Source organism: Bogoriella caseilytica (assembly GCF_003752405.1).
In the GTDB taxonomy this organism is placed as follows: domain Bacteria; phylum Actinomycetota; class Actinomycetes; order Actinomycetales; family Actinomycetaceae; genus Allobogoriella; species Allobogoriella caseilytica.
Genome location: NZ_RKHK01000001.1, coordinates 2,568,720 through 2,592,373, shown reverse-complemented (window position 1 = coordinate 2,592,373; position 23,654 = coordinate 2,568,720). Strand labels below are relative to the sequence as shown.

The 23,654-nt window shown below is 68.2% G+C and carries 23 protein-coding genes; 6 read left to right on the top strand and 17 right to left on the bottom strand.

Features of this window, described 5'->3' with window-relative positions; translation table 11 throughout:
- Window positions 1–8 precede the first annotated feature (8 nt).
- From EDD31_RS11630 to EDD31_RS11610, 5 genes are all read left to right on the top strand, one after another.
- Window positions 9–1,145 (top strand): carbohydrate kinase family protein, encoded by a 1,137-nt coding sequence (locus EDD31_RS11630; protein WP_123304297.1) that lies wholly within the window; start codon window positions 9–11, stop codon window positions 1,143–1,145.
- 79 nt (window positions 1,146–1,224) lie between these two features.
- A complete protein-coding gene (valS, locus tag EDD31_RS11625) occupies window positions 1,225–3,909 on the top strand; it encodes a valine--tRNA ligase (RefSeq protein WP_123304296.1) in 2,685 nt (894 codons plus the stop codon).
- 9 nt (window positions 3,910–3,918) lie between these two features.
- Complete coding sequence (locus EDD31_RS11620; protein WP_123304295.1) at window positions 3,919–4,593, top strand: MSMEG_4193 family putative phosphomutase; 675 nt, start codon at window positions 3,919–3,921, stop codon at window positions 4,591–4,593.
- Between the two features lie 9 nt (window positions 4,594–4,602).
- Window positions 4,603–5,139: a DUF3090 domain-containing protein gene (locus EDD31_RS11615; RefSeq protein ID WP_123304294.1), complete on the top strand. Its 537-nt coding sequence runs from the start codon at window positions 4,603–4,605 to the stop codon at window positions 5,137–5,139.
- A gap of 3 nt (window positions 5,140–5,142) precedes the next feature.
- A complete protein-coding gene (locus tag EDD31_RS11610) occupies window positions 5,143–5,964 on the top strand; it encodes an SCO1664 family protein (RefSeq protein WP_123304293.1) in 822 nt (273 codons plus the stop codon).
- 36 nt (window positions 5,965–6,000) lie between these two features.
- On the opposite strand, the gene EDD31_RS11605 is transcribed toward EDD31_RS11610, so the two are convergent.
- Window positions 6,001–6,567: a TetR/AcrR family transcriptional regulator gene (locus EDD31_RS11605; protein ID WP_123304292.1), complete on the bottom strand. Its 567-nt coding sequence runs from the start codon at window positions 6,565–6,567 to the stop codon at window positions 6,001–6,003.
- A gap of 70 nt (window positions 6,568–6,637) precedes the next feature.
- On the opposite strand from EDD31_RS11605, the gene EDD31_RS11600 reads away from it, so the two are divergent.
- Window positions 6,638–7,231, top strand: coding sequence for a dihydrofolate reductase family protein (locus EDD31_RS11600; protein ID WP_123304291.1), 594 nt, complete (start codon window positions 6,638–6,640; stop codon window positions 7,229–7,231).
- Here EDD31_RS11600 and EDD31_RS11595 read toward each other — a convergent pair whose 3' ends face one another.
- The 16 genes from EDD31_RS11595 to EDD31_RS11520 all read right to left on the bottom strand — a co-directional run bounded on the left by EDD31_RS11595 (window position 7,232) and on the right by EDD31_RS11520 (window position 23,610).
- Entirely contained in the window at window positions 7,232–7,540 is a 309-nt protein-coding gene (locus tag EDD31_RS11595; protein ID WP_123304290.1) for a chorismate mutase, read from the bottom strand.
- A gap of 26 nt (window positions 7,541–7,566) precedes the next feature.
- Window positions 7,567–8,763 carry a baeRF2 domain-containing protein gene (locus tag EDD31_RS11590; RefSeq protein ID WP_123304289.1) on the bottom strand — a complete coding sequence of 399 codons (1,197 nt, stop codon included), beginning with the start codon at window positions 8,761–8,763 and terminating at the stop codon, window positions 7,567–7,569.
- Window positions 8,764–8,872: 109 nt separating this feature from the next.
- Entirely contained in the window at window positions 8,873–10,150 is a 1,278-nt protein-coding gene (gene clpX, locus EDD31_RS11585) for an ATP-dependent Clp protease ATP-binding subunit ClpX (RefSeq protein ID WP_123304288.1), read from the bottom strand.
- 150 nt (window positions 10,151–10,300) lie between these two features.
- Window positions 10,301–11,005: an ATP-dependent Clp protease proteolytic subunit gene (locus EDD31_RS11580; protein ID WP_123304287.1), complete on the bottom strand. Its 705-nt coding sequence runs from the start codon at window positions 11,003–11,005 to the stop codon at window positions 10,301–10,303.
- A 17-nt stretch (window positions 11,006–11,022) separates the two neighbouring features.
- Entirely contained in the window at window positions 11,023–11,640 is a 618-nt protein-coding gene (locus EDD31_RS11575) for an ATP-dependent Clp protease proteolytic subunit (RefSeq protein WP_123305472.1), read from the bottom strand.
- 169 nt (window positions 11,641–11,809) lie between these two features.
- Window positions 11,810–13,201 carry a trigger factor gene (gene tig / locus EDD31_RS11570; protein ID WP_425453713.1) on the bottom strand — a complete coding sequence of 464 codons (1,392 nt, stop codon included), beginning with the start codon at window positions 13,199–13,201 and terminating at the stop codon, window positions 11,810–11,812.
- 150 nt (window positions 13,202–13,351) lie between these two features.
- Complete coding sequence (locus tag EDD31_RS11565; RefSeq protein WP_245991155.1) at window positions 13,352–14,365, bottom strand: LacI family DNA-binding transcriptional regulator; 1,014 nt, start codon at window positions 14,363–14,365, stop codon at window positions 13,352–13,354.
- A 56-nt stretch (window positions 14,366–14,421) separates the two neighbouring features.
- The gene (arfA, locus tag EDD31_RS11560) at window positions 14,422–15,921 is read right to left on the bottom strand and encodes an arabinosylfuranosidase ArfA (RefSeq protein WP_123304286.1); all 1,500 of its coding nucleotides are present in this window, start codon (window positions 15,919–15,921) and stop codon (window positions 14,422–14,424) included.
- A gap of 49 nt (window positions 15,922–15,970) precedes the next feature.
- Window positions 15,971–16,870 (bottom strand): carbohydrate ABC transporter permease, encoded by a 900-nt coding sequence (locus tag EDD31_RS11555; RefSeq protein ID WP_123304285.1) that lies wholly within the window; start codon window positions 16,868–16,870, stop codon window positions 15,971–15,973.
- On the bottom strand, window positions 16,867–17,814 hold the full coding sequence (locus tag EDD31_RS11550; protein WP_123304284.1) for a carbohydrate ABC transporter permease: 948 nt from the start codon (window positions 17,812–17,814) through the stop codon (window positions 16,867–16,869). The genes EDD31_RS11555 and EDD31_RS11550 overlap by 4 nt, the downstream gene beginning before the upstream one ends.
- Window positions 17,814–19,163, bottom strand: coding sequence for an extracellular solute-binding protein (locus EDD31_RS11545; RefSeq protein WP_123304283.1), 1,350 nt, complete (start codon window positions 19,161–19,163; stop codon window positions 17,814–17,816). The genes EDD31_RS11550 and EDD31_RS11545 overlap by 1 nt, the downstream gene beginning before the upstream one ends.
- Before the next feature lie 152 nt (window positions 19,164–19,315).
- Window positions 19,316–19,897 (bottom strand): serine O-acetyltransferase EpsC, encoded by a 582-nt coding sequence (epsC, locus tag EDD31_RS11540; RefSeq protein ID WP_123304282.1) that lies wholly within the window; start codon window positions 19,895–19,897, stop codon window positions 19,316–19,318.
- A complete protein-coding gene (gene cysK / locus EDD31_RS11535; protein ID WP_123304281.1) occupies window positions 19,897–20,826 on the bottom strand; it encodes a cysteine synthase A in 930 nt (309 codons plus the stop codon). Before cysK ends, epsC begins: the two co-directional genes overlap by 1 nt.
- 333 nt (window positions 20,827–21,159) lie before the next feature.
- Window positions 21,160–21,642 (bottom strand): mycothiol transferase, encoded by a 483-nt coding sequence (locus EDD31_RS11530; RefSeq protein ID WP_245991154.1) that lies wholly within the window; start codon window positions 21,640–21,642, stop codon window positions 21,160–21,162.
- A gap of 41 nt (window positions 21,643–21,683) precedes the next feature.
- Window positions 21,684–22,322 carry an IMPACT family protein gene (locus EDD31_RS11525; RefSeq protein ID WP_123304279.1) on the bottom strand — a complete coding sequence of 213 codons (639 nt, stop codon included), beginning with the start codon at window positions 22,320–22,322 and terminating at the stop codon, window positions 21,684–21,686.
- 10 nt (window positions 22,323–22,332) lie between these two features.
- Window positions 22,333–23,610, bottom strand: a complete 1,278-nt coding sequence (locus EDD31_RS11520; protein ID WP_123304278.1) for a GNAT family N-acetyltransferase — start codon at window positions 23,608–23,610, stop codon at window positions 22,333–22,335.
- Between the last annotated feature and the right edge of the window lie 44 nt (window positions 23,611–23,654).

Here is a 23,654-nt window from a genome sequence, read left to right as displayed (position 1 = left end):
ATCACGGTGTGCGCACTCAACCCGCTCAGTTCGCCCAGCCGGCCTCCCCCTATGCCACCCAGCAGCCTCTGGATGTGCTGGTGACCGGCCCGGTCTTCTTTGACCTGGTTTTCACCGGATTGCCCTCCGGCCCGGTGCCCGGCACCGAGGTGTGGGCCTCGGGCATGGGGTCGGCACCGGGGGGCATCGCGAACCTGGCCGTCGCGGCCTCCCGGCTGGGCCTGAGCACCGGTCTGGCCGGCGCCTTCGGCGACGACGCCTACGCCGACTGGCTCTGGACCGTGCTGGGCAAGCAGGAAGGAGTGGACCTGAGCGCCTCACGCCGCTACCGCCACTGGCACACCTCCGTGACCGTCTCCCTCGCCATGGAGAACGACCGCGCGATGATCTCCCACGGCCACCCCGATCCCGAACCCGCGAGCGCGCTGGTCTCCGGGGCGCGCTACGCCCATGCCGTCGTCGCCGAACTCTCCGCCGAGGGCGAGCCGTGGTGGCGTGATCTCGCGGCGCGCGGGACTCTGATCTTCGCCGACGTCGGCTGGGATCCCGAGGGCTCGTGGGATCCGGCCTGGCTGGACCTGCTGGAGGGTTGCCACGCCTTCACCCCGAACGAGGTCGAGGCCATGGCCTACACCCGCGCGGACTCGGCAGTGGAAGCCGCCAGGGCTCTCGCCGAGCGGGTGCCACTGGCGGTGGTCACCCGGGGTGCGGATGGTGCCGTGGCCGTGGACTCGGCTAGCGGTGAGGAGGTCGAGGTCGATCCCCTTCAAGTGGAGGCGCTGGACGCGACCGGCGCTGGCGACGTCTTCGGCGCCGCGCTGATCACCGGCACCATCAACGGCTGGGACCTGTTGCGCCGGCTGCGCTTCGCCGTGCTGTGCTCCGCGCTGGCCGTGCGCCAGTTCGGCGGCTCGCTCGCCGCGCCGGGCTGGGGTGACATCGCCGACTGGTGGGAGGCCACCGTGGCCGCTGCCCGCACCGGGGATCGCGCCGCCCGCGAGACCGCCGCGCGCTACGACTTCCTCGACGACGCGCTTCCCGGCCACCCCCTGGCCCGCGTGCGCCGCGCCGACGCGACCATGGCGCGCCTCGCCGACGTCTCCACCGGGGAAGGGCCAGCCCCCACGGTCCGCTCCTCGATGTGACCGACGCGGCCCCGGCCGGCTGGGCCCCACCCGCTGCGGCGTGACACCCGCGCCGGGCTCCATGGAAGAATCGGGAACCATGAGCCAGCAGAACCTCCCCGACCCTGCCGCGCCCGCGAGCGCAGCCCCTGCCACCCCGGCCGAGCCCTTGCCCGCGCCGCAGGTACCGCAGCAGGTCGGACTGGAGGGGCTCGAAGCCAAGTGGGCCGCCGCCTGGCAGACCGAGGGCACTTACGACTTCGACCGCTCCGCCACGCGCGAGCAGGTCTTCTCCATCGACACCCCGCCCCCCACGGTCTCCGGTTCCCTGCACATGGGGCACGTCTTCTCCTACACCCAGTCCGACGTCGTGGCCCGGTTCCAGCGCATGCGCGGCAAGTCCGTCTTCTACCCGGTGGGCTGGGACGACAACGGCCTGCCCACCGAGCGTCGCGTGCAGAACTACTTCGGCGTGCGCTGCGAACCGGCCCTGCCCTACGACGAGTCCTTCACTCCCCCGCAACGCGGCGGCAAGGTGGTCAAGCCCGGTGACCAGGTGCCGGTCTCGCGGCGCAACTTCATCGAGCTCTGCGAGGAGCTCACGGTCGAGGACGAGAAGAGCTTCGAGGAACTCTGGCGCCACCTCGGCCTGAGCGTGGACTGGGCCTACCAGTACCAGACCATCGGCAGCCGCGCCCGCAAGGTTGCCCAGGTGGCTTTCCTGCGCAACCTCGCCCGCGGTGAGGCCTATCAGGCCGCCGCGCCCGGGCTCTGGGACGTCACCTTCCAGACGGCGGTCGCCCAGGCGGAGCTCGAGGCACGGGACTACCCCGGGCACTTCCACGAGGTGGCCTTCCACGCCCCGGACGGCGCCAACGTGGTCATCGAGACGACGCGCCCCGAGCTCCTCGCCGCCTGCGTCGCGCTCATCGCCCACCCCGATGACGAGCGCTACCAGCCGCTGTTCGGCACCACGGTCACCTCCCCCGTCTACGGCGTGGAAGTCCCGGTGCTGTCCCACCCGGCCGCCGAGATGGACAAGGGCGCGGGCATCGCCATGTGCTGCACCTTCGGTGACCTCACCGACGTGCAGTGGTGGCGTGAACTCGACCTGCCCACCCGCCCGGTGATCGGCCGCAACGGCCGCGTGCTGGCCGAGGTGCCGGAGTGGATCACCTCCGAGAAGGGGCGGGCTGCCTACGCCGAGATGGCCGGGCAGACCACCTTCTCCGCTCGCAAGACCGTGGTGGAGAAATTGCAGGATTCCGGGGATCTGCTCGCCGAGCCCAAGGCCACCCAGCGGAAAGCGAACTTCTACGAGAAGGGCGACAAGCCGCTGGAGATCGTCACCTCACGCCAGTGGTACATCCGCAACGGCGGACGCTCCGTGGACGGTCGCGACCTGCGCGCCGAGCTGCTCGCTCGCGGCCAGGAACTGGACTTCCACCCCTCGTTCATGCGGGTGCGCTACGACAACTGGGTGGGCGGACTCAACGGCGATTGGCTGATCTCGCGCCAGCGCTTCTTCGGCGTGCCCTTCCCGCTGTGGTACCGCGTGGACGCCGACGGCGAGGTCGATTACAACGCCGTCATCACCCCCGACGAGGCCTCCCTACCCGTGGATCCCTCCAGCGAGGTGCCCGCCGGTTTCACCGAGGACCAGCGCGGCAAGCCCGGCGGTTTCGTCGGCGAACCCGACATCATGGACACCTGGGCCACGTCCTCCCTCACCCCGCAGCTGGCCGGCGGTTGGCTGGAGGACGAGGATCTCTTCTCCAGGGTCTTCCCGATGGACATGCGCCCCCAGGCGCACGAGATCATCCGTACCTGGCTGTTCTCCACCGTGCTGCGCTCCCACCTGGAGTTCGACTCCCTGCCGTGGCGGCATGCGCCGATCTCGGGCTGGGTGCTCGACCCGGAGGACAAGAAGAAGATGTCGAAGTCCAAGGGGAACGTTGTGACACCCCTGGACCTACTGGAGCAGCATGGTTCCGACGCCGTGCGCTACTGGGCAGCCTCGGCGCGCTTCGGCACGGACACCGCCTTCGAGGTGAGCCAGATCAAGATCGGTCGCCGCCTGGCGATCAAGCTGCTCAACGCCTCGAAGTTCGCTCTGACGATGGGAGGCGACGCCGAGCTGGTGCTCGACCCCGGCGCCGTCAGCGAGCCACTCGACCGTGCCATGCTCGCCGCTCTGGCCGAGGTGGTCGACAGCGCCACCACGGCGCTGGCCTCCTTCGATCATGCCAGGGCGTTGAACCTCACTGAGTCGCTGTTCTGGACGTTCTGCGACGACTACCTCGAGTTGGTCAAGGAGCGCGCCTACAACCGGGACGGAGCACTCGCACCGGCCGAAGCGCTCTCGGCTCGCGCCGCCCTGGCCATCGCAGTCGATACCTTCGTGCGCCTGCTCGCCCCGGTGCTGCCCTACGCCACCGAGGAGGTGTGGAGCTGGTACCGCACCGGCTCGGTGCACCGCGCGCCCTGGCCCGAGTCCGCCTCGCTCACCGCTGCGGCCGGCACCGTCGACCCAGCGCTGCTCGGCGCCGTGGGCCAGGCCCTGGCTGCGCTGCGGAAGCTGAAGTCCGAGGCCAAGGTCAAGCAGGCCACCCCCATCCTCTCGGCCCACCTGCAGCTGCCGGCTGCCGCCGCCGCCCTGGTGCAGGACGGGCTGGCCGACCTCCGCGCGGCCGCCAAGGTGACCGGGACACTGACCCTCGACGCCGGTGAGGACGGCGTCACCGTGCTCGCCCACGAACTCGGCGAGCCGGTCGCACGCAGCTGAGGTGAGCTCATGGCCACCCTCATCCTGATCCGGCATGGCCGCAGCACCGCCAACACCGCGGGAGTGCTCGCCGGGCGGTCCGCCGGTATATCCCTCGACGACACGGGCCGGCGCCAAGCAGAGGAGGCCGGCACACGGTTGCAGCGGCTCACGCTGGCTCGCCTGGTCTCCAGTCCGCTGCTGCGTTGCCAGCAGACGGCGCAGGCTGTGGCGGCGTACCAGCGCGAGGATCTCCCCCGGCTCGAGGAGGACGGGCTCACCGAGGGTGATTACGGGCAGTGGCAGGGACGTTCCCTCAAGGACCTCACGGCCGAACCGCTGTGGTCCCAGGTACAACGTCAGCCGTCGGCGGTGACCTTCCCCGGCGGGGAGTCCCTGCGGGCCATGCAGGCTCGCGCCGTCGAAGCGGTGCGACGCCACGACGCCGAGGTAGAGGCCACACACGGCCCGAAGGCCGTGTGGGCATTGGTCAGCCACGGCGACATCATCGCCTCCACGCTGGCTGAGGCCTGCGGCATGCACCTCGACCACTACCAGCGCCTTCAGGTCTTCCCCGGATCGGTCTCCATCGTGCGGTACACGCCCGAACGACCTGCGGTGCTGGCACTGAACACGGCCGGCGGCGATCTCACCTGGCTGGAGGCACCCACCCCAGGTACCCAACCCGGTGGCTCCGCTCCGTAGGATGGTCCCGTGCCCACAATCCGCCATGAATACGACTGGCCGGATCGTTTCGTGCTCGGGGCCGTGGGCGAGCCCGGAGCACGGACCTTCTACCTCCAGGTGCGCCACCAGAGCGACGTGCTCAGCGTGGCGCTTGAGAAGCAACAGGCGGCCGCCATCGCTGCCGGGATGGACCAGATCCTCGACGAACTGAGGAGCCAAGAGGGCAACCCAGCCTCAGTGCCCGAGAGTCCCATGCCCGAACTGGTGGACGAGGAGCCGCTCGACGAGCCGATCGTGGAGCAGTTCCGGGTGGGGCCGCTGGCATTGGGCTGGGACCCGAGCAGCCGTCAGATCGCGATCGAGGCGGCAGCGTTCCCCGGCGACGACGAGGCCATCGACGACGAGCCCGAAGAACTCCTCGTCGTGCGCGTTCCGGTCGGGGCGGCGCGCGCCTTCGCCAAGCGAGCGCGCGATGTGGTGGCCGCCGGGCGGCCACCGTGCCCGCTGTGCGGCGGGCCCGTGGACCCCGGAGGCCATGTGTGCCCGGGCCCCAGCCTGGACTGAACCGTGCCCGTCACGCCACCCGAGGAACTGGCCGGGACTCTCGAACTGGGCGAGCCGATCATCACGGCCTCGAATGCCACCTTCACCGCCTTCGTCGGTGATCAGAAGGTGGTGTACAAACCTGTGGCCGGCGAGCAACCGCTGTGGGACTTCCCGAGCGGCACACTCGCCGGTCGGGAGATCGCGGCCTATCTGCTCTCCGAAACCCTTCGATGGTCCGTGGTGCCGGCGACGTGGTTGACCGACGGTCCACTCGGGCCTGGCATGGTGCAGCGGTGGTGCGAACCGGATCCCAAGCAGGATGCCGTCACGCTCGTGCCCGCGGACCGGCACCTGGCGCCAGACATGATTCCGGTGCTGCAGGGCCTCGATGCCCAGGACAGGCCAGTGCTCGTCGTGCACGAGAACAGTGCCGCGCTGCGCCGGATCGCGGTCTTCGACCTGCTGGCGAACAATGCGGACCGCAAGGGCCACCACGTCCTCGAGCGGGCCGACGGTCATCGCTACGGCATCGACCATGGTCTGACCTTCCACACCGAGGACAAGCTGCGCACCGTGCTGTGGGGTTGGGCGGGCGAGGACCTCAGTGAGGACGAGGTCGGCGGCCTCCGGCGGGTTCAGGCGGCCCTCATCAGTCGTAGCAGTACTGGCGGCAGCGACACCACTGACAACGCCGCGGGCGGAGCGTTGCGCCACCAACTCGCTCAGCTGATCTCGGCGGAGGAGATCGCGGCGCTAGCCAGGCGTTGCGAGGAACTCCTTGCGGCACCGGTCTTCCCCGAGCCCCGGGACGACTTGCCCGTCATTCCCTGGCCGCCGTTCTAGGGCCCAGACCCGCCTCGCTCGGCCCCATCCCCGCCCTCATCGCAGGATGCGGTCTACAAGTGCGCTGACGGCGGCGTCGACCGATAGCCCGGTGTCCAGTGGCGCGGTGAGGTGGTCGAACATCAGTCCGTCAATGGCGTAGTGCAGCAGGGCGATCTCGGTTGGTCCTCCGGGAAGACCGGAGGCGTCGTTGAAGGTGACATCGTCCTGAAAGGCTCGCTGTCGCCAGGCTCCGAGCGTGGCAGCGACGCTGGGGCGTCGAGCCGCCTCAAGGCGCAGTTCGAAGAGCGCGAGCGACACGTGCGGGTCAGCACTGAGACGTCGCACGACATCGCGCACGTAGTCGGCAAAGAGCGCCCGATCAGGTGCCCGGGTGCCGTCCGAGGAAACGGCGTCGGGACCGGGGAGGAGTCGCTCTCCGATACGGTCGACGAGAGCGGAGATGAGGTCGTCACGGCTCGGGAAGTAGTTCGAGGCGGTGCCGCGCGGTGTGCCGGCTGCGGCGTCGACAGCGCGATGGGTGAGACCGCGGGCTCCCCGCTCAGCGAGCACCCGAACTCCGGCGTCGGCGAGGATGAGGCGTCGTTCAGCGTTGCGAACCATGCAACTCATCCTAGCCAAACCACAACGCCTGTTGTAGTTTTACTACGACAACTGTCGTGATTGGAGACACATGCGGAAGCTCGTCTACTACGTCGCCGTCAGCATTGACGGGTACATCGCCGATCCCACCGGCGGGTTCGATGACTTCCTCATCGAAGGCGATCATGCGGCAGTGGTGTTCGGCGAGTACGCCGATGCGCTTCCCGCACATGCGCACGCAGCCCTGGGCACCGAGCCACCACGCACGCGATTCGACACCGTCATCATGGGGTGGAACACGCTCACTCCGGCACTCGATATCGGCATCATCAGTCCCTATCCGCACCTGCGTCAGGTCGTTGCGAGCCGTCGCCGACGAGAGGTGGATCCGGCGATCACCCTCACGGACGATCCTCTCGCCACGGTCCGCCGTCTGAAGCAGGAAGAAGGCCTGGACGTCTGGCTCTGCGGAGGCGGTGAGCTCGCCGGATCTCTTCTGTCGGAGATCGACCATCTCGTCCTGAAACGCAGCCCCGTCGTCTTCCGGTCAGGTATCCCGATGTTCGGCCATGCCCCTTACGAGCCGCGCACCTTCGAGAGAGCGAGAACTCGCACATTCGACTCAGGCGTCGTGATCGAGGACTACGTCTGCTGCGGCAGAGCGTCATCGCCTGGCCCGACTTAGCTAGCCCTCGCGTTGGGCGGCGATGCGCTCGTGGTGGCGGATGACCTCTTCGACGATGAAACCGAGGAACTTCTCCGCGAAGACCGGATCCAAGCCGGCCTCCTCGGCCAGCGTCCGCAGCCGTTCCACCTGCCGGGCCTCACGGGCCGGATCCGAAGCGGGCAGGCCGAGATCGGCCTTCAGCTCCCCGACAGCCTGCGTGCAGCGGAACCGTTCGGCGAGGATGTGCACCAGGGCGGCATCGATGTTGTCGATCGTCTGCCGCGCCTGGCGCAGCTCCACGGGGATTCGGGGCCGGTCACTCGTCATGGCCCGATGGTACGGCGAACGGCGGGCTAGTTGCCCGCTGTCTCCCGGGCCGGATCACCGCTCATGCCGAAGGCGCGATCACGCGGGGTGGAGTCGTCCTCCCAGCGCAATAGCGCACCCACACCCTCGGTGAGGCGCGTCCCATCAGCGGCGTCGTCGATCAGGATGATCTCCGCGCCCTGCGCGGCAGCCGCCTGGCCCAGCGCCAGGTCGAGGCGTTCCTCGTGCGGGGCTTGAGCACCCAGGCTCGCCACCTCCTCGCGCGAGGGGCTGATCTGCAGTGGCTCATCCCCCACCCACACGGTGCGCTCAGCGAGGGTGGACGGCGGCCCGGCGGCCGTCTCGTTCAGGATCAACTCGGACACCTGCCCTCGGCGCAGTGCCCGCAGCACCGCGTCGGTGCCGGCCACGGCGGGGCCGTCCTGCCCGCGGGCCTGGTCGTAGCGGTTCAGCACCTCTTGGCGGCGCCGCATCCGATACTGCAGCAGGACGGCGGACAACCGCTCCTCGAAGGCGTCTTCGTGGGCACCGGCGTTCCGCGAGCCGCCGTCGAGGTGCAGCAGGATGTCGCGGGCGTGCTGCTGCAGATTGTCCGCCACCAGGTGCCGGGCCCGTACGTCACCGGTCAGGATCAGCAGTTCCGGGCGGTCTTCGGCCACATGACGGTCGAGTTCACTGGCCACGGCCTCGGCGTTGCGCTCCCAGGAGTCCTCCGCACGCGACTCGAAGCGCTTGTGGGACAGCGCGCCCGAGTTCGCCTTGCGGAGTTCGTTGTGGCCACCGTCCACGGAGGACTCCTGGTCCACCGCAGTCGGAGCGGAACTCGGGTCGCCATGGACGGTGATGTCGGCGCCAGAGCGATCCACGGCGGCAAGGAGGTAGCTCACGTGATCGTCGAGAGCCCTCGCCAGGGCCAACGGGTTCTGGCCCAGCGTGGCCTCGTCACCGGCCGGTGGGTCGGCGAGCACCTTGTCCAGGTAGACCTGCCCCTGGCCGGCGATGATCACCCGTCCGTGCTTGCCGCCGGAGCGCGAGACGGTGCGGATCTCCTCGTCGAGTGCTTCCAACGTCGGGGCGTCGAGCCCTTCGAGGCTGCGCTGGAGATCCTTCCAGCGCGTGGTCAACGTCTGTGCGCCCGTCTCGGAGTCACGGGAGGCGTCCATGACCACCGTGGCCAGGGGGACGTCCTGCGGCAGACGGGCAGTGAAGGTGCTCAGATTCATGAGTTCAACCTCGCGAAGTCGGGGCCATCTCGTCCCCTCCACTCTCGCTCCCTAGCGGACTGAGCGCATCCTGGGCCGGACTGTGACCCGCGCGCCCGGACCGTGTGGGCTAAGCGCTCTTCTCGCGCGGGGTGCGGCGCTTGGTCTTGCTGCGCGGCACCAGGGTGGGGTTGACGTTCTCCATCACCACGTCGCGGTTGATCACCACGCGGGCGACGTCGTCACGGGAAGGCACCTCGAACATCACGTCGCGCAGTACTTCTTCCATAATGGCGCGCAGGCCGCGCGCGCCCGTGCCGCGCAGGAGAGCCTGCCCGGCAATGGCGTCCAGAGCGTCATCCGTGAACTCCAGCTCCACGCCGTCGATCTCGAACATGCGCTGGTACTGCTTGACGAAGGAGTTCTTCGGCTCGGTGAGGATCCGCACCAGCGCCTCGGCATCGAGCGGCGGCACCGTGGCCATCACCGGGAGCCGGCCCACGAACTCGGGGATCAGGCCGAACTTGTGCAGATCCTCCGGGCGCACATCGGCAAAGGCGTCCGCGTTGTCAGACGCCTCGCGCAGTGGGGCTCCGAAACCGATACCGCGCTTGCCGGAGCGGGAAGAGACGATCTCCTCCAGGCCGGCAAAGGCGCCCGCCACGATGAACAGGACGTTCGTGGTGTCGATCTGCACGAACTCCTGGTGGGGGTGCTTGCGCCCACCCTGCGGCGGGACGGAAGCCTGAGTGCCCTCGATGATCTTCAGCAGCGCCTGTTGCACGCCCTCGCCGGAGACATCCCTGGTGATCGACGGGTTCTCGCTCTTGCGGGCGATCTTGTCGATCTCATCGATGTAGATGATGCCCTTCTCGGCCTTCTTGACGTCGTTGTCCGCGGCCTGGATGAGCTTGAGGAGGATGTTCTCCACATCCTCGCCCACGTAGCCCGCCTCGGTCAGCGCGGTGGCGTCGGCGATCGCGAAGGGCACGTTCAGCATGCGCGCCAGCGTCTGCGCAAGATAGGTCTTGCCGGTGCCGGTGGGGCCGATCAGCAGGATGTTGGACTTCGCGATCTCGACCGCGTCGCCCTCCCCGCCGTGGTCACCGACCTCGGCGGCCTGCACCCGCTTGTAGTGGTTGTAGACGGCGACCGCCAGAGCTCGCTTGGCCCGGTCCTGACCCACGATGTACTCACCGAGGAAGTCGAAGATCTCCCGGGGCTTGGGCAGCTCGGTCAAGCCGACCTCGGCGGTCTCGGCGAGTTCCTCATCGATGATCTCGTTGCAGAGGTCGATGCACTCGTCGCAGATGTACACGCCGGGACCGGCGATGAGCTTCTTGACCTGCTTCTGGCTCTTTCCGCAGAAGGAGCACTTGAGCAGATCGGCTCCGTCAGTGCGTGCCACGCTCAACCACCATCTCGATCGTTGTCGGTGCCAGTCGGCCCGACAGCCGGGCAATCCGGCACGTGCCCATTCCACACCACGGCGGGCACATCTGTCCTGTCTTTCCGCCCTCGGCGCGGCGAGGGCGGAAAGACAGGCGGATTCCGCGTGTCAGGCCTGGGCAAGCTGCGGCGGCTTGCGGGACTCGAGCACCTGGTCGACCAGGCCGTAATCCTTGGCCTGCTGCGCCGTGAGCAGCTTGTCGCGCTCGATGTCGCGGCGGATCACGTCGATGTCGGTGCCGGTGTGCTCAGCCAGAGTGTCCTCCAGCCAGGTACGCATCCGGGTGACCTCCTCGGCGTAGATCTCGATGTCCGAGGCCTGCGCGTAGCCGCCGCCGGAGAGCGAGGGCTGGTGGATCATCACGCGCGCGTTGGGCAGCGCCAAGCGCTTGCCCGGGGAGCCACCGGCGAGCAGCACGGCGGCGGCCGAGGCCGCCTGCCCGAGGCAGACGGTCTGAATCTGCGGCTTGATGTACTGCATCGTGTCGTAGATCGCCGTCATGGCCGTGAAGGAGCCACCGGGCGAGTTGATGTACATGGTGATCAGGCCGTCGGGGTCCTGCGCCTCAAGCACGAGGAGCTGAGCCATGACGTCATCGGCCGAGGCGTCATCCACCTGCACACCCAGGAAGATGATGCGGTCCTCGAAGAGCTTGGTGTACGGGTCCTGGCGCTTGTAGCCGTAGGCAGTCCGCTCCTCGAACTGCGGGAGCACATAGCGCGAGGACGGGCTGGCGGCCATGCCTCCGGCCGGGGCTGCCGAGCCAGCGGCCTGCGGGCGGAAGCCGGCCTGGGCGTGGAAATCGAAAGTCATCGTCTGCGTCTCCCCGATCAGTTCTTCGAGTCCGTGCCGCCACCACCGGGCACTGAGGCGGCGTGCTCGACCACGTGGTCGACGAAGCCGTACTCCAGCGCCTCGGCCGCGGTGAACCAGCGGTCGCGGTCGGCATCCTTATTGACCTGCTCCACGCTCTTGCCGGTTTGCTCAGCGGTGATCTCCGCGAGCTGGCGCTTCATGTGCAGGATGAGATCGGCGTTGATGCGGATGTCGGTGGCAGTGCCGCCGATACCACCCGAAGGCTGGTGCATCATCACGCGGGCGTGCGGAGTGGCGAAGCGCTTGCCCGGAGCACCGGAGGAGAGCAGGAACTGCCCCATCGAGGCCGCCATGCCGATCCCCACGGTGGCGACGTCGGGCTGGACGAACTGCATCGTGTCGTAGATCGCCATCCCTGCGGTGATGGAACCACCCGGGGAGTTGATGTACAAGAAGATGTCCTTCTCCGGATCCTCCGCCGCCAGGAGCATCATCTGGGCGCAGATGGCGTTGGCGTTCTCATCCCGCACTTCAGTACCCAGCCAGATGATCCGCTCACGCAGAAGGCGGTTGTAGATGGATTCGTTCAGGTTCATCCCGGCGTGCTCGGCGCGCGCCACCGGGTCCGGCATCGGATTGCTCACGTGACTGGTCTCCTCTACTGGCGCGGGCTGACCGCGGCCTGACTGCTGATCACTCGACCCTAGTCGCGCTGCGAAGACGACTCCGCCCCGAGCGCGTCCGTTTCGCTGTCGGCGCACTCGGGGCGGAGCTGCAAGCTCAGCGTGATGGCTGGATGGCTCAGGCCTTCTCGTCGGCCTCGGTGGCGTCGGTCTCGGTGGCGTCCGCGGACTCGGTGTCCTCGCCGCCAACCTCCGCCGCCGCGTCGTCGTCCTCGTCGGAGCCGAGGAACTCGGTCAGGTCGACCTCGTTGCCCGCCTCGTCCTTGACGGTGACCTCACGCAGGGCGACCGCGAGGGACTTGTTGCGCACGATCTCACCCATGAACGCCTGGATCTGGCCGGCCTGGGACGCCGCCTGGATGAACTGGTTCGGGTCCATGCCGTACTGCTTGGCGGCCTGCACCAGGTACTCCAGCAGCTCGTTCTGCGTGGCCTGCACCTCGTACTTCTCCGCGATGGCGTCCAGGATGATCTGGTCACGCACCAAGCCGGTGATCTCCTCGCGCACATCCTCGCCGTGCGCATCGCCCGGCTCCTTGCCCTCGGCCTGGAGGTGCTTGTTGATCTCCTCCTCCACCGGGCCGGCCGGCACGGGCACGTCCAGGTCCTCGCGCAGCTTCTCCAGCAGGGCGTCCCGGGCGGCCACGGCCTGCTCGGAGACCGCGTCCTTGGCTACCTGCGCGCGGAGGTCATCCCGCAGTTCGGCGATGGTGTCGAACTCCGAGGCCATCTGCGCGAAGTCGTCGTCGGCCTCGGGGAGCTCGCGCTCCTTGACCGCGGTGGGGCTGACCTCGACCTCGGCCTCCTCGCCAGCGTGCTCGCCACCGGCGAGGGTGGTGGTGAAGGTGGTGGTCTCGCCGGCGCTCAGGCCGGTGAGGGCCTCGTCGAGACCGTCGAGCATGTTGCCGGCGCCGATCTCGTAGGAGATCCCGGAGGCAGAGTCGATCTCTTCCTCGCCGATGGTGGCCTTGAGGTCGAGGGTGACGAAGTCGCCCTGCTGCGCAGCGCGGTCCACGCCCACGAGCGTGCCGAAGCCGGCCCGCAGCTCATCGAGCTTGGCGTCGACGTCCTCCTCCGAGACCTCCTTGCCGCCGGGCACGGTGAGCTCGAGGGCGGAGAACTCAGGCAGGTTCACCTCGGGGCGCACGTCCACCTCGGCGTCGAAGATGAGCTCTCCGCCGGCCTTGCCGGTGAGGTTCGGCAGCTGCGTCACCTCGATCTTCGGCTGAGACATCGGGCGGATTCCGGCCTCGGCCACCGCGCTGTTGTACAGGCCGGGCACAGCATCATTGACCGCGTGCTCGATGATGGCGCCACGGCCCACGCGCTGCTCCAGGATGGGCGGGGGAACCTTGCCCTTACGGAAGCCGGGGACGTTCACCTGCTCACCGATGTGCTTGTAGGCGTGGTCGAGGCTCGGCTTCAGCTCGTCGTACCCCACTTCCACGGTCAGCTTGACGCGGGTCGGCTCGAGGTTCTCGACGGCGCTCTTCACGATGGTGTACTCCATGGTCGTTCTCGCGGGGCGCGCCGGGACAACGACCTCACGGCGCGCGCATAGACCGCACAATCGTAGGCCATCACGAGCCTTCCCATCCCCCGGGGCGAAGCGCGATCTAGCTCACCGCACTGCGGAGCGCCGGCAGCGGGGGGTCCTGGACTAGGAGTGCGGCATGGTCGAGCCGCGTTCGGCGATGTGGAACGGGGCATCGTGACGGCAGGGCTCTGCCGAACGGCCTGCGATGCGGGCCTCCAGCAGGTCGAGCGCAGCCGAAGCGATCTCCTCGCGCCCGAAGTGCACCGAGGTCAGCGGTGGCGCGGAGTACTCCGCCTCCTCGATGTCGTCGAAACCGATGACGGCGATGTCGCCGGGCACCGTCAAGCCGCGCACCAGGATCTCGTGCATGGCGCCAATCGCCAGGGTGTCGTTGAGCGCGAAGACAGCATCGGGTCGCACGCCGGAGTCCAGCATGCGACCGATGGACTCCGCCCCCGCGGCGCGGGTCCATGGGCCGGCCTCTCCATACAGCGAGGGGTCGAGCGGGAGCCCGGCGCCCTGCAGGGCGAGCTCGTAACCGCGGGTGCGCAGCGCTGCCGAGCCCACCACCTCCCCCTCGTGTGAGCCGATGACCGCGATGCGCCGCCGGCCGAGACCGAGCAGGTACTCGGTGGCGGCCTGCCCGGCCTCGGTGTTGCGCATCGTGACGTGGTCGACCCGGTCGGAGAAGATGCGTTCGCCGAGCAGCACCAGCGGTGGGTTCGTGGGCAGCAGCTGCTCGTCGTCAGGCCCCAGGGCCAGCGGGGAGAAGATCAGCCCGTCGGTCATGGTGCGGCGCGAAGAGTGCAGCGATTCGAGTTCCCGCTCGCGGTCGGAGTTGCCGGTCTGCTCGATGATCACCACCAGCCCTCGCGCGCGGGCCACCTCAATGACCGACTCCGCCAGCTCGGCGAAGTAGGGCAGGGAGAGGGTGGGCACCACGAGCCCGACGATGCCGGTGCGCCCACGCCGCAGATTCCTCGCCGAAGCATTGAGCTGGTAGCCGAGCTCGGCGATGGCCGCCATCACCCGATCACGGGTGGCCGGGCGGATGTGCGGGTAGTCGTTGACCACGTTCGAGACGGTCTTGACGGACACCCCTGCTCGCCGAGCCACGTCATGCATGGTGACTGCCACGGGCGCTCCTCACTTCTCAGGTCATGCGCGTCGATCCCCCAGCCCCCGGGTCGAGATCATCGCAGACGGATGACGGACCAGGACACGGGCGGCAGCTCGATACGCAGCACACCGTCCTCGATGGCGGCACTGGAGTTCTTGCGCGGAAGCACGGAGGTGGAGTCGGCTGCGGTGGCCTGCCAGGTGTGATCCGGGTTGGCCAGGGTCTGCGCTTCGATGACCTCGCTGCTGCCCAGAGAACGGACATCGACCTCCAGGCCGAGCGGTTCGTCGGTGGACCGGTTGACCACGAACACCGCGGCCTCGTCATCGTCACGGGTGGCCACCAGGTCCACCACCGGGACCTCGCCATGCTTGGCGGTCTCCATCATCGGGGCATGCACGGCGGGACGGAGTACGTCACCCCGCGCATGCCGTGCGGTCAGGGAGAAGGGGTGGAAGGTGGTCTGACGCCAGGCCGCTCCCCCGTTCTCCGTCATGATCGGAGCAATCACGTTGACCAGCTGGGCCAGCGAGGCCGCGTGCACCCGGTCGCTGTGCCGCAGCAGTGAAATGAGCAGGTTGCCCACGACCACCGCATCGGCCACGTTGTACTTGTCCTCCAGCAGCACCGGGGCAATGGGCCAGTCATCCCCGCTCGGGGGCCGGGACTCGGCACGCTGCTGGTACCAGACGTTCCATTCATCGAAGGAGATGTGGATCTGCTTGGACTGCTTGGTGGCCGCGCGGGCGTAGTCGGCGGTGGCCGACACCGAGTCGATGAAGTAGTCCATATTGGTGGCCGAGGCGAGGAAGCTACGCAGATCGCCGTCCTCCTCGAAGTAGTACGCGTGGGCACTGACGAAGTCCACGTACTCGTAGGAGCCCTTGAGCACCGTGGCCTCCCACTCCCCAAAGGTGGGCATGGTCGAGGACGAGGAGCCGCAGGCCACGAGTTCGAGGTCGGGGTCGATCATCCGCATCGCGCGCGCCGTCTCGGTGGCCACGCGGGCGTACTCCTCGGCCGTCTTGTGCCCGATCTGCCACGGCCCGTCCATCTCGTTACCCAGGCACCACATCTTGACCCGGTATGGGTCTTCGGCGCCGTGTGCGCGGCGCAGGTCCGCGAAGTGCGAGCCGCTGGGCACGTTGCAGTACTCCAGCAGATCCAGAGCTTCCTGGACGCCCCGGGTGCCGAGGTTGACCGCCATCATGGGCTCGACGCCGGCCTTCCTGGTCCACTTCATGAACTCATCGACTCCGAAGGTGTTCGGGTCCGAGGAGTGCCAGGCCAGGTCCAGGCGCGGCGTCCGCTGGTCGGACGGGCCGATACCGTCCTCCCAGCGATAGCCGGAGACGAAGTTACCGCCCGGGTAGCGCACCGTGGTGGTGCCGAGCTCGCGAGTCAGCTCGAGCACATCGGTGCGGAAGCCGTCCTCGTCCGCTGCCGGATGCTCAGGTTCGAAGACGCCGTGGTAGACACACCGGCCCAGGTGTTCGACGAAGGTACCGAAGGTGCGCGGACGCACCGGGCCGATCACGAAGGCGCGGTCCAGTACGGCAGAGGCGGTCAGCATGTTTCTCCTTGGGAAGCAGGGGTGGTGAGACGGGTCGGTCGGGCAGGGCTCAGGTACCGGTGATGCCGGAAGTGGCGATGCCCTTGATGATCTGCCGCTGGAAGAACAGGAACGCGATGATCAGCGGCACCGCTGCCATGACCGCCTGGGCCATGTCGTAGGCGTAGGTGATGCCATAGCCGGAGACCACGGTCTGCAGTCCCACCGGCAGGGTCATGATGTTCGAGTCCGTGGTGGCGATGAAGGGCCAGAGGAAGTTGTTCCAGGCACCGATGAACACGAAGATCGAAACCGCGCCGAGGATCGGGCGGGAGAGCGGCATCACGATCTGCAGCAGGATCCGCATCCGGCTGGCCCCGTCGATCATCGCCGCTTCCTCCAGTTCCACCGGGATGGCATCGAAGAACTTCTTCAGGATGAAGACCATCGGGGCGGCCACCACCTGGGGCAAGATGATCGCCCAATAGGTGTCCAGCAGGTTGAAGTCGACCATCTGCTGGAAGAGCGGGACGATCAGGATCTGTGCGGGGATGAGGATCGAGGCCACGATCACCGCCAGGGTGATCTTCCGGCCGGGAAAGTCCATGCGCGAGAGCGCATAGCCGGCCAGGGCACTGATCGCCACAGTGATGACGGTGATCGCCGTGGCGGTCAGGAGCGAGTTGAAGGCCCATCGGGGCACCAAACCGGCCTGCAGCACATCGGCATAGTTCTGCAGGCTCAGGCCACCCTCGGGGATGATCACGAAGCCCGGTGATGCGGCTTCGACATTGGACTTCAGCCCCGTCAGGGCGGCCCAGAGCACGGGCGCCAGCCAGGTGATGGCGACGATGATCAGCAGTGCGTAGGCCAGGACGGTCAACGGGCTGACGCGGCGTTTGCGGGCGACCGCTTTCGGGTCGGCGACACGGTCGGCATCGGTGCCGACGGCGGGGACGGTGGTGGTCATGGGCGCGCTCCTCGACGGCTGTTGATCACCATGTAGATCACGGAGATCCCGATGATGAGGAAGAAGAACAGGTAGGAGATGGCCGAGGCGTAGCCGAGCCGGTACCCCTCGAAGCCGACCTCGTAGACGTACTGCAGGATCGGGCGGGTCGAACCCGCCGGACCGCCGCCGGTCATCTGGTAGATCTGGTCGAAGACCTTCAACGAGGCCAGCACCTGCAGAATCAGCACCAGCACGGTGATCGGAGCCAGCGACGGCAACGTGATGGACCAGAACTTGCGGAAGGTTCCGGCGCCGTCGAGTTCGGCGGCCTCATAGAGCTGGTCGGGGATCGCCTGCAAAGCCGAGAGATAGAGCAGGAAGTTGAACCCGATGGTCCACCACACGGTGGTGATCACCACCGAGAGCATCGCGGTGTCGGGATTGTTCAGCCAGGCGATGTTGCCGATGCCCACCCAGCCGAGCACTTCGTTGATCAGGCCGAGCTCGGGGTTGTAGAGCCACACCCAGATCTGGGAGATGACCGTCGAGGCGAGCAGATACGGCATGAAGATGGACAAGCGCCACAGCCACTGGCCCTTCACCCCGGTGTTCACCAGGACGGCGAAGAGCAGAGCGACGATCACCAGCGGGACGGAGGTCAGGATGGTGAACCACACCGTGTTCCACAGCGAGCTCCACACCTGCGGGTCGGCGAAGGCCTCGGTGTAGTTCATGAAACCGGATAGTTCGGTGTTCGCCCCCATGAGGGAGCGCCCGGTGAAGCTCATCCACAGCCCGTACACCGTGGGATAGATGAGGAACAGGAAGAACGCCAGGGCAAAGGGGGCCATGTACAGCCAGCCACGTAGCGCATCGCGACGCTGCGGCTTGTTCACCCGGGGGCCGGTGTCGAGTTCGCCGTCGGTGGCGAGCGGTTCGCGAGGTTCGGTGGTCGTCGTCATCAGGCACCTGCAATCGGGCTAGGACGGGACAACAGGTCGTTGATGCGATCCACAAAAGCCTCCAGGCCCTGCTCCGGAGACACATCGCCAGTGAGCACACGCTGGATGTACTCACCGAAGTAGTCATGGAAGGAGGCGCCCGATCCACTGAAGTAGGCCGGCGGATCGTAGACCGCGTAGTCAGCAGCCTCGGCGTAGTTCGACTGCGGGTCCAGCTGGCCGTACTCCTCGGATTCGAGCACGGGGAGATACACGGGCAGGTGGCCGGCGTCGGCCCACTGCACCGAGCGCTGGAGGATACCGGCGACCAGCTCGTGAGCAGCACGCCGCGAATCGGGATCGGGGTTGTTCTGGTGCGGAAGCACGAAGGAGTGTGAGTCGCAGTAGGCGACCGGCTCGCCGAAGATCGGCGGGATCATCTGCATGCTGAAGGGGACGCCCTGGTCGCGATAGCTGCCGACCTCCCAGACACCGCCCATGAACATTCCTGAGCGCTGCGTCCCGAATTCGGAGATCGCGGTTCCACCATCGTTGGAGGCCGAGGCCACCTCGCCATCGAGTAGGGAGACCATCCACTCCAGCGAGCGCACCGCGGCGTCCATGTCGATCTGCATCGGACCGCCCTCGGGCAGCTCGATGGTGGCGCCCATCTGGCTGTACCAGGTGTAGAACGCTCGCCACTGGTTGGACATGTCACCGAGGAAGCCATAAGAGAGCCCCATGCCACCGGTGATCTCTCCCATGCGCAGGGCGACGTCGCGGAAGCCCTCCTCGGTGTCGATGCCCTCCAGCAGGCCATCGGACCCGAGCACGCCGGCTTCTTCGGCGACCTCGGTGTTGAAGTAGAGCACGAAGGGGTGCATGTCCAGACTGATGCCCTTGACCTCACCGTCGTACACCCCGGCGTCCCACACGGCCTCGGGGAAGTCCTCCGGGGTGACGCCGAGTTCGGCGAGCAGATCGAGGTCCCAGGAGTCCATCAATCCGCCCGGCGCGTAACCGGCGAGCCGGGTGACATGCATGACCGCGAGGTCTGGTGAGCGGCCGCCCACCGAGGCCATCGCGAGCTTGGTGTAGTAGGGCGCCCCCCACGCCAGGACTGTCTGGTTCACGCTGATGTCCGGGGTCGCCGCGAGGGTTTCATCAACGATGGTGTTCAGGATCTGCCCATCGGGACCGGTGAGCAGGTGCCACATCTCGACCGTCGACTGGCGGCCGGCGGGGCCGCAGCCACCGAGCCCGAGGGCGGCTGCTCCGCCCAGCGCGGAGGCGCCGAGCAGGAAGTTTCTTCGGGACAAACCGCCTGGAGCGCGTGAGCCTGCGCTCTGGCGGGGACTGGATCGTTCCATGGCGACTCCCTCGTCTACCTCGGATCGGCCGCGGCGTTGCGGCCTGCCTTGCCAGTGGAGAACGTGCGTGTGCCAGCAAGGTACAACGATGTAGAAGTGGAGGCAAGACCTTCCACTCCCGCGTGGTGGGATCGCTGGGATGCCGCCGGAGGTCAGATATAGACGGCCGGATCCACCCAGTCCTCGCGCCGATCCTTGGCGATATTCCGCAAGGTGGCGGGCACACCGACGGCCACCGCGCCGTCGGGAACGTCCTTGACCACGACGGCGTTCGCGCCGACCTTGGCGTCCTCACCGATGCGCACGGGGCCGAGGACCTTGGCGCCGGCACCAATCACCACGCGATCCCCCACCGTGGGGTGGCGTTTGCCTCGCGACATCGAGACCCCACCCAGCGTGGTGCCGTGAAAGAGGACGACGTCCTCGCCCACGACGGCGGTCTCGCCGATGACCACGCCCATGCCGTGATCGATGAAGAAGCGGCGGCCGATCTCGGCTCCGGGGTGGATCTCGATACCGGTGACGGCCCGGGTGAACTGGGAGATCAGCCGGGCGGGAAGGCGCAGGAGCGCACTGATGCGCCAGAGACGGTGACAGACGCGGTGCGACCAGAGGGCGTGAACACCCGGATAGCCGAGCGCGATCTCCACCAGCGAGCGTGCCGCCGGGTCACGGCGCCGCGCTGTGCGGAGGTCTTCGAGGAGCAGGGTGCGCAGCTGGGAGCGCTGAGGCATCAATCCACCAGTCCTTCGAACAGCGCGGTGGAGAGGTAGCGCTCACCGAAGTCGGGAATGATCACCACGATGGTCTTCCCCGCGTGCGCGGGCCGGGAAGCGAGTTCGGCGGCACCCCAGAGTGCAGCGCCACCCGAGATCCCGGCCAGGATGCCTTCCTGCGTGGCGGAGCGGCGGGCGGTGCGGATCGAGGTCTGCACGTCGACGGTGAGGACCTCGTCGATCACGGCGGTGTCGAGCACCTCGGGAACGAAGTTCGGGCCGATGCCCTGGATCGTGTGCGGGCCAGGCTTGCCGCCAGAGAGGATCGGGGATTCCGCGGGTTCGACAGCCACCACCTGCAAGCCAGATTTGCGTTCCTTGAGCACCTGGCCGACTCCGGTGATCGTGCCACCGGTCCCGCTGCCGGCTACGAGGATGTCGACCTCGCCGTTGGTGTCGGCCCAGATCTCCTCGGCGGTGGTGCGGCGGTGCACAGCCGGGTTGGCTTCATTGGCGAACTGCCGGGCCAGGATGGCGCCCGGGCGCTGGGCAGCGATGTCGACGGCCTGCTGGACGGCGCCCCGCATGCCGTGGGCGGGATCGGTCAGCACGAGTTCGGCGCCGTAGGCACGCAGCAACGTGCGGCGTTCCGTGGACATCGAGGAGGGCATGCACAGGACGACGGTGTAGCCGCGAGCGGCACCCACCATGGCTAGCGCGATGCCGGTGTTCCCGGAGGTCGCCTCCACGATGGTGCCGCCGGGCGGGAGTTCTCCTGAGGCCTCGGCGGCGTCGACGATGGCCACGCCGATGCGGTCCTTGACGGAGTTGGCCGGGTTGTAGAACTCGAGCTTGGCCAGCACAGTGGCCTGCTCTCCGACGATGCGGTTCAACCGGACCAGCGGGGTGCGCCCGACGGCGGCGGTGACGTCCGGGTAGATGGACATGCGGGACTCCTCGGCAATGAAGCGATTGGTGGCCCGTTGTGGGGCCCCGCTCACGCTACTGCGCGCGTAGGGCCCCCGGCTTGCGAGTGGCGGGCTGTCTCACCCTTTCGGCGCGCGGGGCGGTCCCCGACGCCCCGACGCCCCGACGCCCCGACGCCCCGACGCCCCGACGCCCCGACGCCCCGCGATTGTGGTCAGTTTGCGCCGCTCTGACGCGCCCGAAAGCTCCCAAAGCGGCACCATCTGACCACAATCGCGAAGGATGCGTGGTGGGAGGGAAGCACAGTGGGGTGGGGCGAGCGAGGCGGGGGTACTGCACCATGTCCCGAGGTCTCAGTCGCGACCGGCACCACGATCGGCGAGCGCATCACGCGTGATCTCGGCCTGACCGAGGTGCTGGGCGAGCTCCTCCAGCACGTGCAGCAGCACGCCGCGGGTCGAGACAGTCCAGAAGTGCTCCCTCCCCTGGGGCACGGCCGCCGGAGCGGAATCGGCATCGGTGGCCGCCACGTCCGCGAGGAAGGCCGCGCGCGTGTGCGCGGCCAGGGAGACGGCCTCACGCACGGGCATACGGGCGCTGAACTCCGCGTCGCGATCGCGCGGTACCTCGACTCCGCGGTTCACCGAAGAGGACCAGCGGCGCATCATGCCGCAGCAGTGAACCATCAGCTGCACCACCGAGTTACTACCCGGAGCCGGCAGTTCGGCGTTCGCGGACTCATCGTCCATGGTCTCGAGCAGCGCCACGAGCTCGTCGAACTTCAGCAGGATGAAGTCGACCAGCACGTCGTCACGCGAGAGGGGGTCCGTCGTCATCATGGGCCTTCCTGGTTGTCGGTTTCCGGCAGGTTCATGCACTAGCGCACCTTCTCCTCGGAGATCTGCTCGCCGGCGCGGACGGGCGAGTAGGCGGCAGAGGTCAGCGACGCAATGAGATCCTCCAGTGCAGCGGCCTCAGCAGTGGCGAGGGTGAGCGTCACACCCGAGGCACCGAAGTCGGTGCCGACGACATCGACGCCGCGAGCGCGCAACTCTGACTCCAGCCGACCGGCCTCGGTGTGCGGAAGCTCCAGCCTGAACAGTGACCGGCGCACGGCACGCACGCGCGGCACCTGCGGCAACGCCGCGGCGACGGCGTCCCTGTAGGCACGCACCAACCCTCCGGTACCGAGCTTGATGCCGCCGAAGTAGCGGACCACGACGGCGACCACGCACTCCATCCCTGAGCCGCGCAGCGCCTCAAGTATGGGCATACCGGCGGTGCCTGCCGGCTCGCCGTCATCGGAGGACCGTTCGATCGGATGACCCCCGGGTGCCGGGACGATGAAAGCCGAGCAGTGGTGACCGGCGTCCGGGAACTCCCGGCGTGCGGCCGCCACGACGGCGCGCGCCTTGTCCTCGCTGTCCGCACGGGCGATGAGCGTGAGGAAGCGGGAGCGCTTGATCTCCAGTTCCGCCCGGGTGGGCGATCCGGGCGCGGGGCCGATCATGCCCATCAGCGCAGGCTCAGAAGCCCCAGCTCATGCCCGGGGCCACCGGCCAGCCGAAGCCGGTCGAGGTGCTGTGCAGGCGCCCGGGCTCGAGTTCGCGCACTCGCCCGGCCCCGGCCAAGGCCGCCAGCTGGGTGCCACCGAGGTAGACCTCAGCGAGGTCGGCCACGTCGAGAGCGAGGTGTGCCGGTTCCTCGGTGCGCGAGACCTCCGCGCCCTCGGCGTCGCCGCGCAGGTGCCAGCGGCCCTCGTTCGAGGCGAGCATGGTGTCGCTGATGTCGAGGACGACGTCAACCGGGGCGGCATAGGCGCGTGAGGCGAGCGCAGCGGGGACGTCGAGCAGACGCAACCACACCGCGTCGGCCAGGGTCTGCTCAGTGGGGCGCAGGTCGACGAGCAGGTGCAGCAGGGGATCATCCGGGGTGAGAAAGCCGGTCTCCACCGTGCTCATCAGATCGAGGTCACTCAACGTGCCCCAGAGGGCCCGGGCCGCCGCAGGATCGAGGGCCACCGCCTCACGAACCTGGACGGCACCCTTGGGTGAGCCAGTGTGGGACCACTTGGCCTGGCGGCGGAAGAGCGCGTAGCCGCGCGGAGTGCCGTCCTGGTCGCGGACGATCAGGATGCGCAGGCGCTCGGTCTCGCGCCGCTCGCTGGGCTTGTCGAGCAGGTGACGGTCACGCAGCGCCTCGGTGTCGCGAGTGATCCAGCCCGGCCGGGTGACGGCGCGGTGGACCTGGTCCACGATCGGCCCGTGCTGGGCGGCGTCGAGGGTGTCGATCTCGCTGATGAGGTCCGCAGCGCCGGGAACGTCGCGCAGAGTGGCGCCGCGACCGACCTTCAGGTCGATACCGGTGGTCGCGGGGCCGTAGCCGTAACGGCCGTAGATCCCGCTCTCCGCGGCGTAGAGCGCCGAGAGGACCTCACCGCGCTCCAGCGAGCGGTTGAAGTGCGCGCCGAGCATCGCGCGGGCCAGGCCGCGGCGGCGGTGGCTCGGGTGCACCACCACCCAGGAGAGACCAGAGGTCGGCAGATCCGCGCCGCCGGGCACCGGAATGCGCATCTGGTAGGAGGTGTGCATCGCGGCCAGGCGCGCCGCACCCTCACCCCGTTCGTCCCAGATGCCGACGGAGCGCCCGGCCTCGGGCTTCCACACTTCATGGCCGGCGTCCTCGGGGTGGGGCTCGAAGACGAAACCCCAGCGGATCATGTCGAGCATGAGGTCACGGTCGGCATCGCCGAGTTGGGCGAGACGGTAGCCGTCGGGGAGCGCGGCGGGCGGCACGGAGGTCATGGTGCTCAGCCTGCCAGCCGGCGGGCCCGCGGCGCGACGGGATT

What these genes read in the sequence shown, in the direction of transcription:
- valS (WP_123304296.1), top strand. Translation starts at nt 1,225, where the DNA reads ATGAGCCAGCAGAACCTCCCCGACCCTGCCGCGCCCGCGAGCGCAGCC.
- EDD31_RS11620 (WP_123304295.1), top strand. Translation starts at nt 3,919, where the DNA reads ATGGCCACCCTCATCCTGATCCGGCATGGCCGCAGCACCGCCAACACC.
- EDD31_RS11605 (WP_123304292.1), bottom strand. Translation starts at nt 6,567, where the DNA reads ATGGTTCGCAACGCTGAACGACGCCTCATCCTCGCCGACGCCGGAGTT.
- EDD31_RS11600 (WP_123304291.1), top strand. Translation starts at nt 6,638, where the DNA reads ATGCGGAAGCTCGTCTACTACGTCGCCGTCAGCATTGACGGGTACATC.
- EDD31_RS11595 (WP_123304290.1), bottom strand. Translation starts at nt 7,540, where the DNA reads ATGACGAGTGACCGGCCCCGAATCCCCGTGGAGCTGCGCCAGGCGCGG.
- EDD31_RS11590 (WP_123304289.1), bottom strand. Translation starts at nt 8,763, where the DNA reads ATGAATCTGAGCACCTTCACTGCCCGTCTGCCGCAGGACGTCCCCCTG.
- EDD31_RS11580 (WP_123304287.1), bottom strand. Translation starts at nt 11,005, where the DNA reads ATGACTTTCGATTTCCACGCCCAGGCCGGCTTCCGCCCGCAGGCCGCT.
- EDD31_RS11575 (WP_123305472.1), bottom strand. Translation starts at nt 11,640, where the DNA reads ATGCCGGACCCGGTGGCGCGCGCCGAGCACGCCGGGATGAACCTGAAC.
- tig (WP_425453713.1), bottom strand. Translation starts at nt 13,201, where the DNA reads ATGGAGTACACCATCGTGAAGAGCGCCGTCGAGAACCTCGAGCCGACC.
- arfA (WP_123304286.1), bottom strand. Translation starts at nt 15,921, where the DNA reads ATGCTGACCGCCTCTGCCGTACTGGACCGCGCCTTCGTGATCGGCCCG.
- EDD31_RS11555 (WP_123304285.1), bottom strand. Translation starts at nt 16,870, where the DNA reads ATGACCACCACCGTCCCCGCCGTCGGCACCGATGCCGACCGTGTCGCC.
- EDD31_RS11550 (WP_123304284.1), bottom strand. Translation starts at nt 17,814, where the DNA reads ATGACGACGACCACCGAACCTCGCGAACCGCTCGCCACCGACGGCGAA.
- EDD31_RS11545 (WP_123304283.1), bottom strand. Translation starts at nt 19,163, where the DNA reads ATGGAACGATCCAGTCCCCGCCAGAGCGCAGGCTCACGCGCTCCAGGC.
- epsC (WP_123304282.1), bottom strand. Translation starts at nt 19,897, where the DNA reads ATGCCTCAGCGCTCCCAGCTGCGCACCCTGCTCCTCGAAGACCTCCGC.
- cysK (WP_123304281.1), bottom strand. Translation starts at nt 20,826, where the DNA reads ATGTCCATCTACCCGGACGTCACCGCCGCCGTCGGGCGCACCCCGCTG.
- EDD31_RS11530 (WP_245991154.1), bottom strand. Translation starts at nt 21,642, where the DNA reads ATGACGACGGACCCCCTCTCGCGTGACGACGTGCTGGTCGACTTCATC.
- EDD31_RS11525 (WP_123304279.1), bottom strand. Translation starts at nt 22,322, where the DNA reads ATGGGCATGATCGGCCCCGCGCCCGGATCGCCCACCCGGGCGGAACTG.
- EDD31_RS11520 (WP_123304278.1), bottom strand. Translation starts at nt 23,610, where the DNA reads ATGACCTCCGTGCCGCCCGCCGCGCTCCCCGACGGCTACCGTCTCGCC.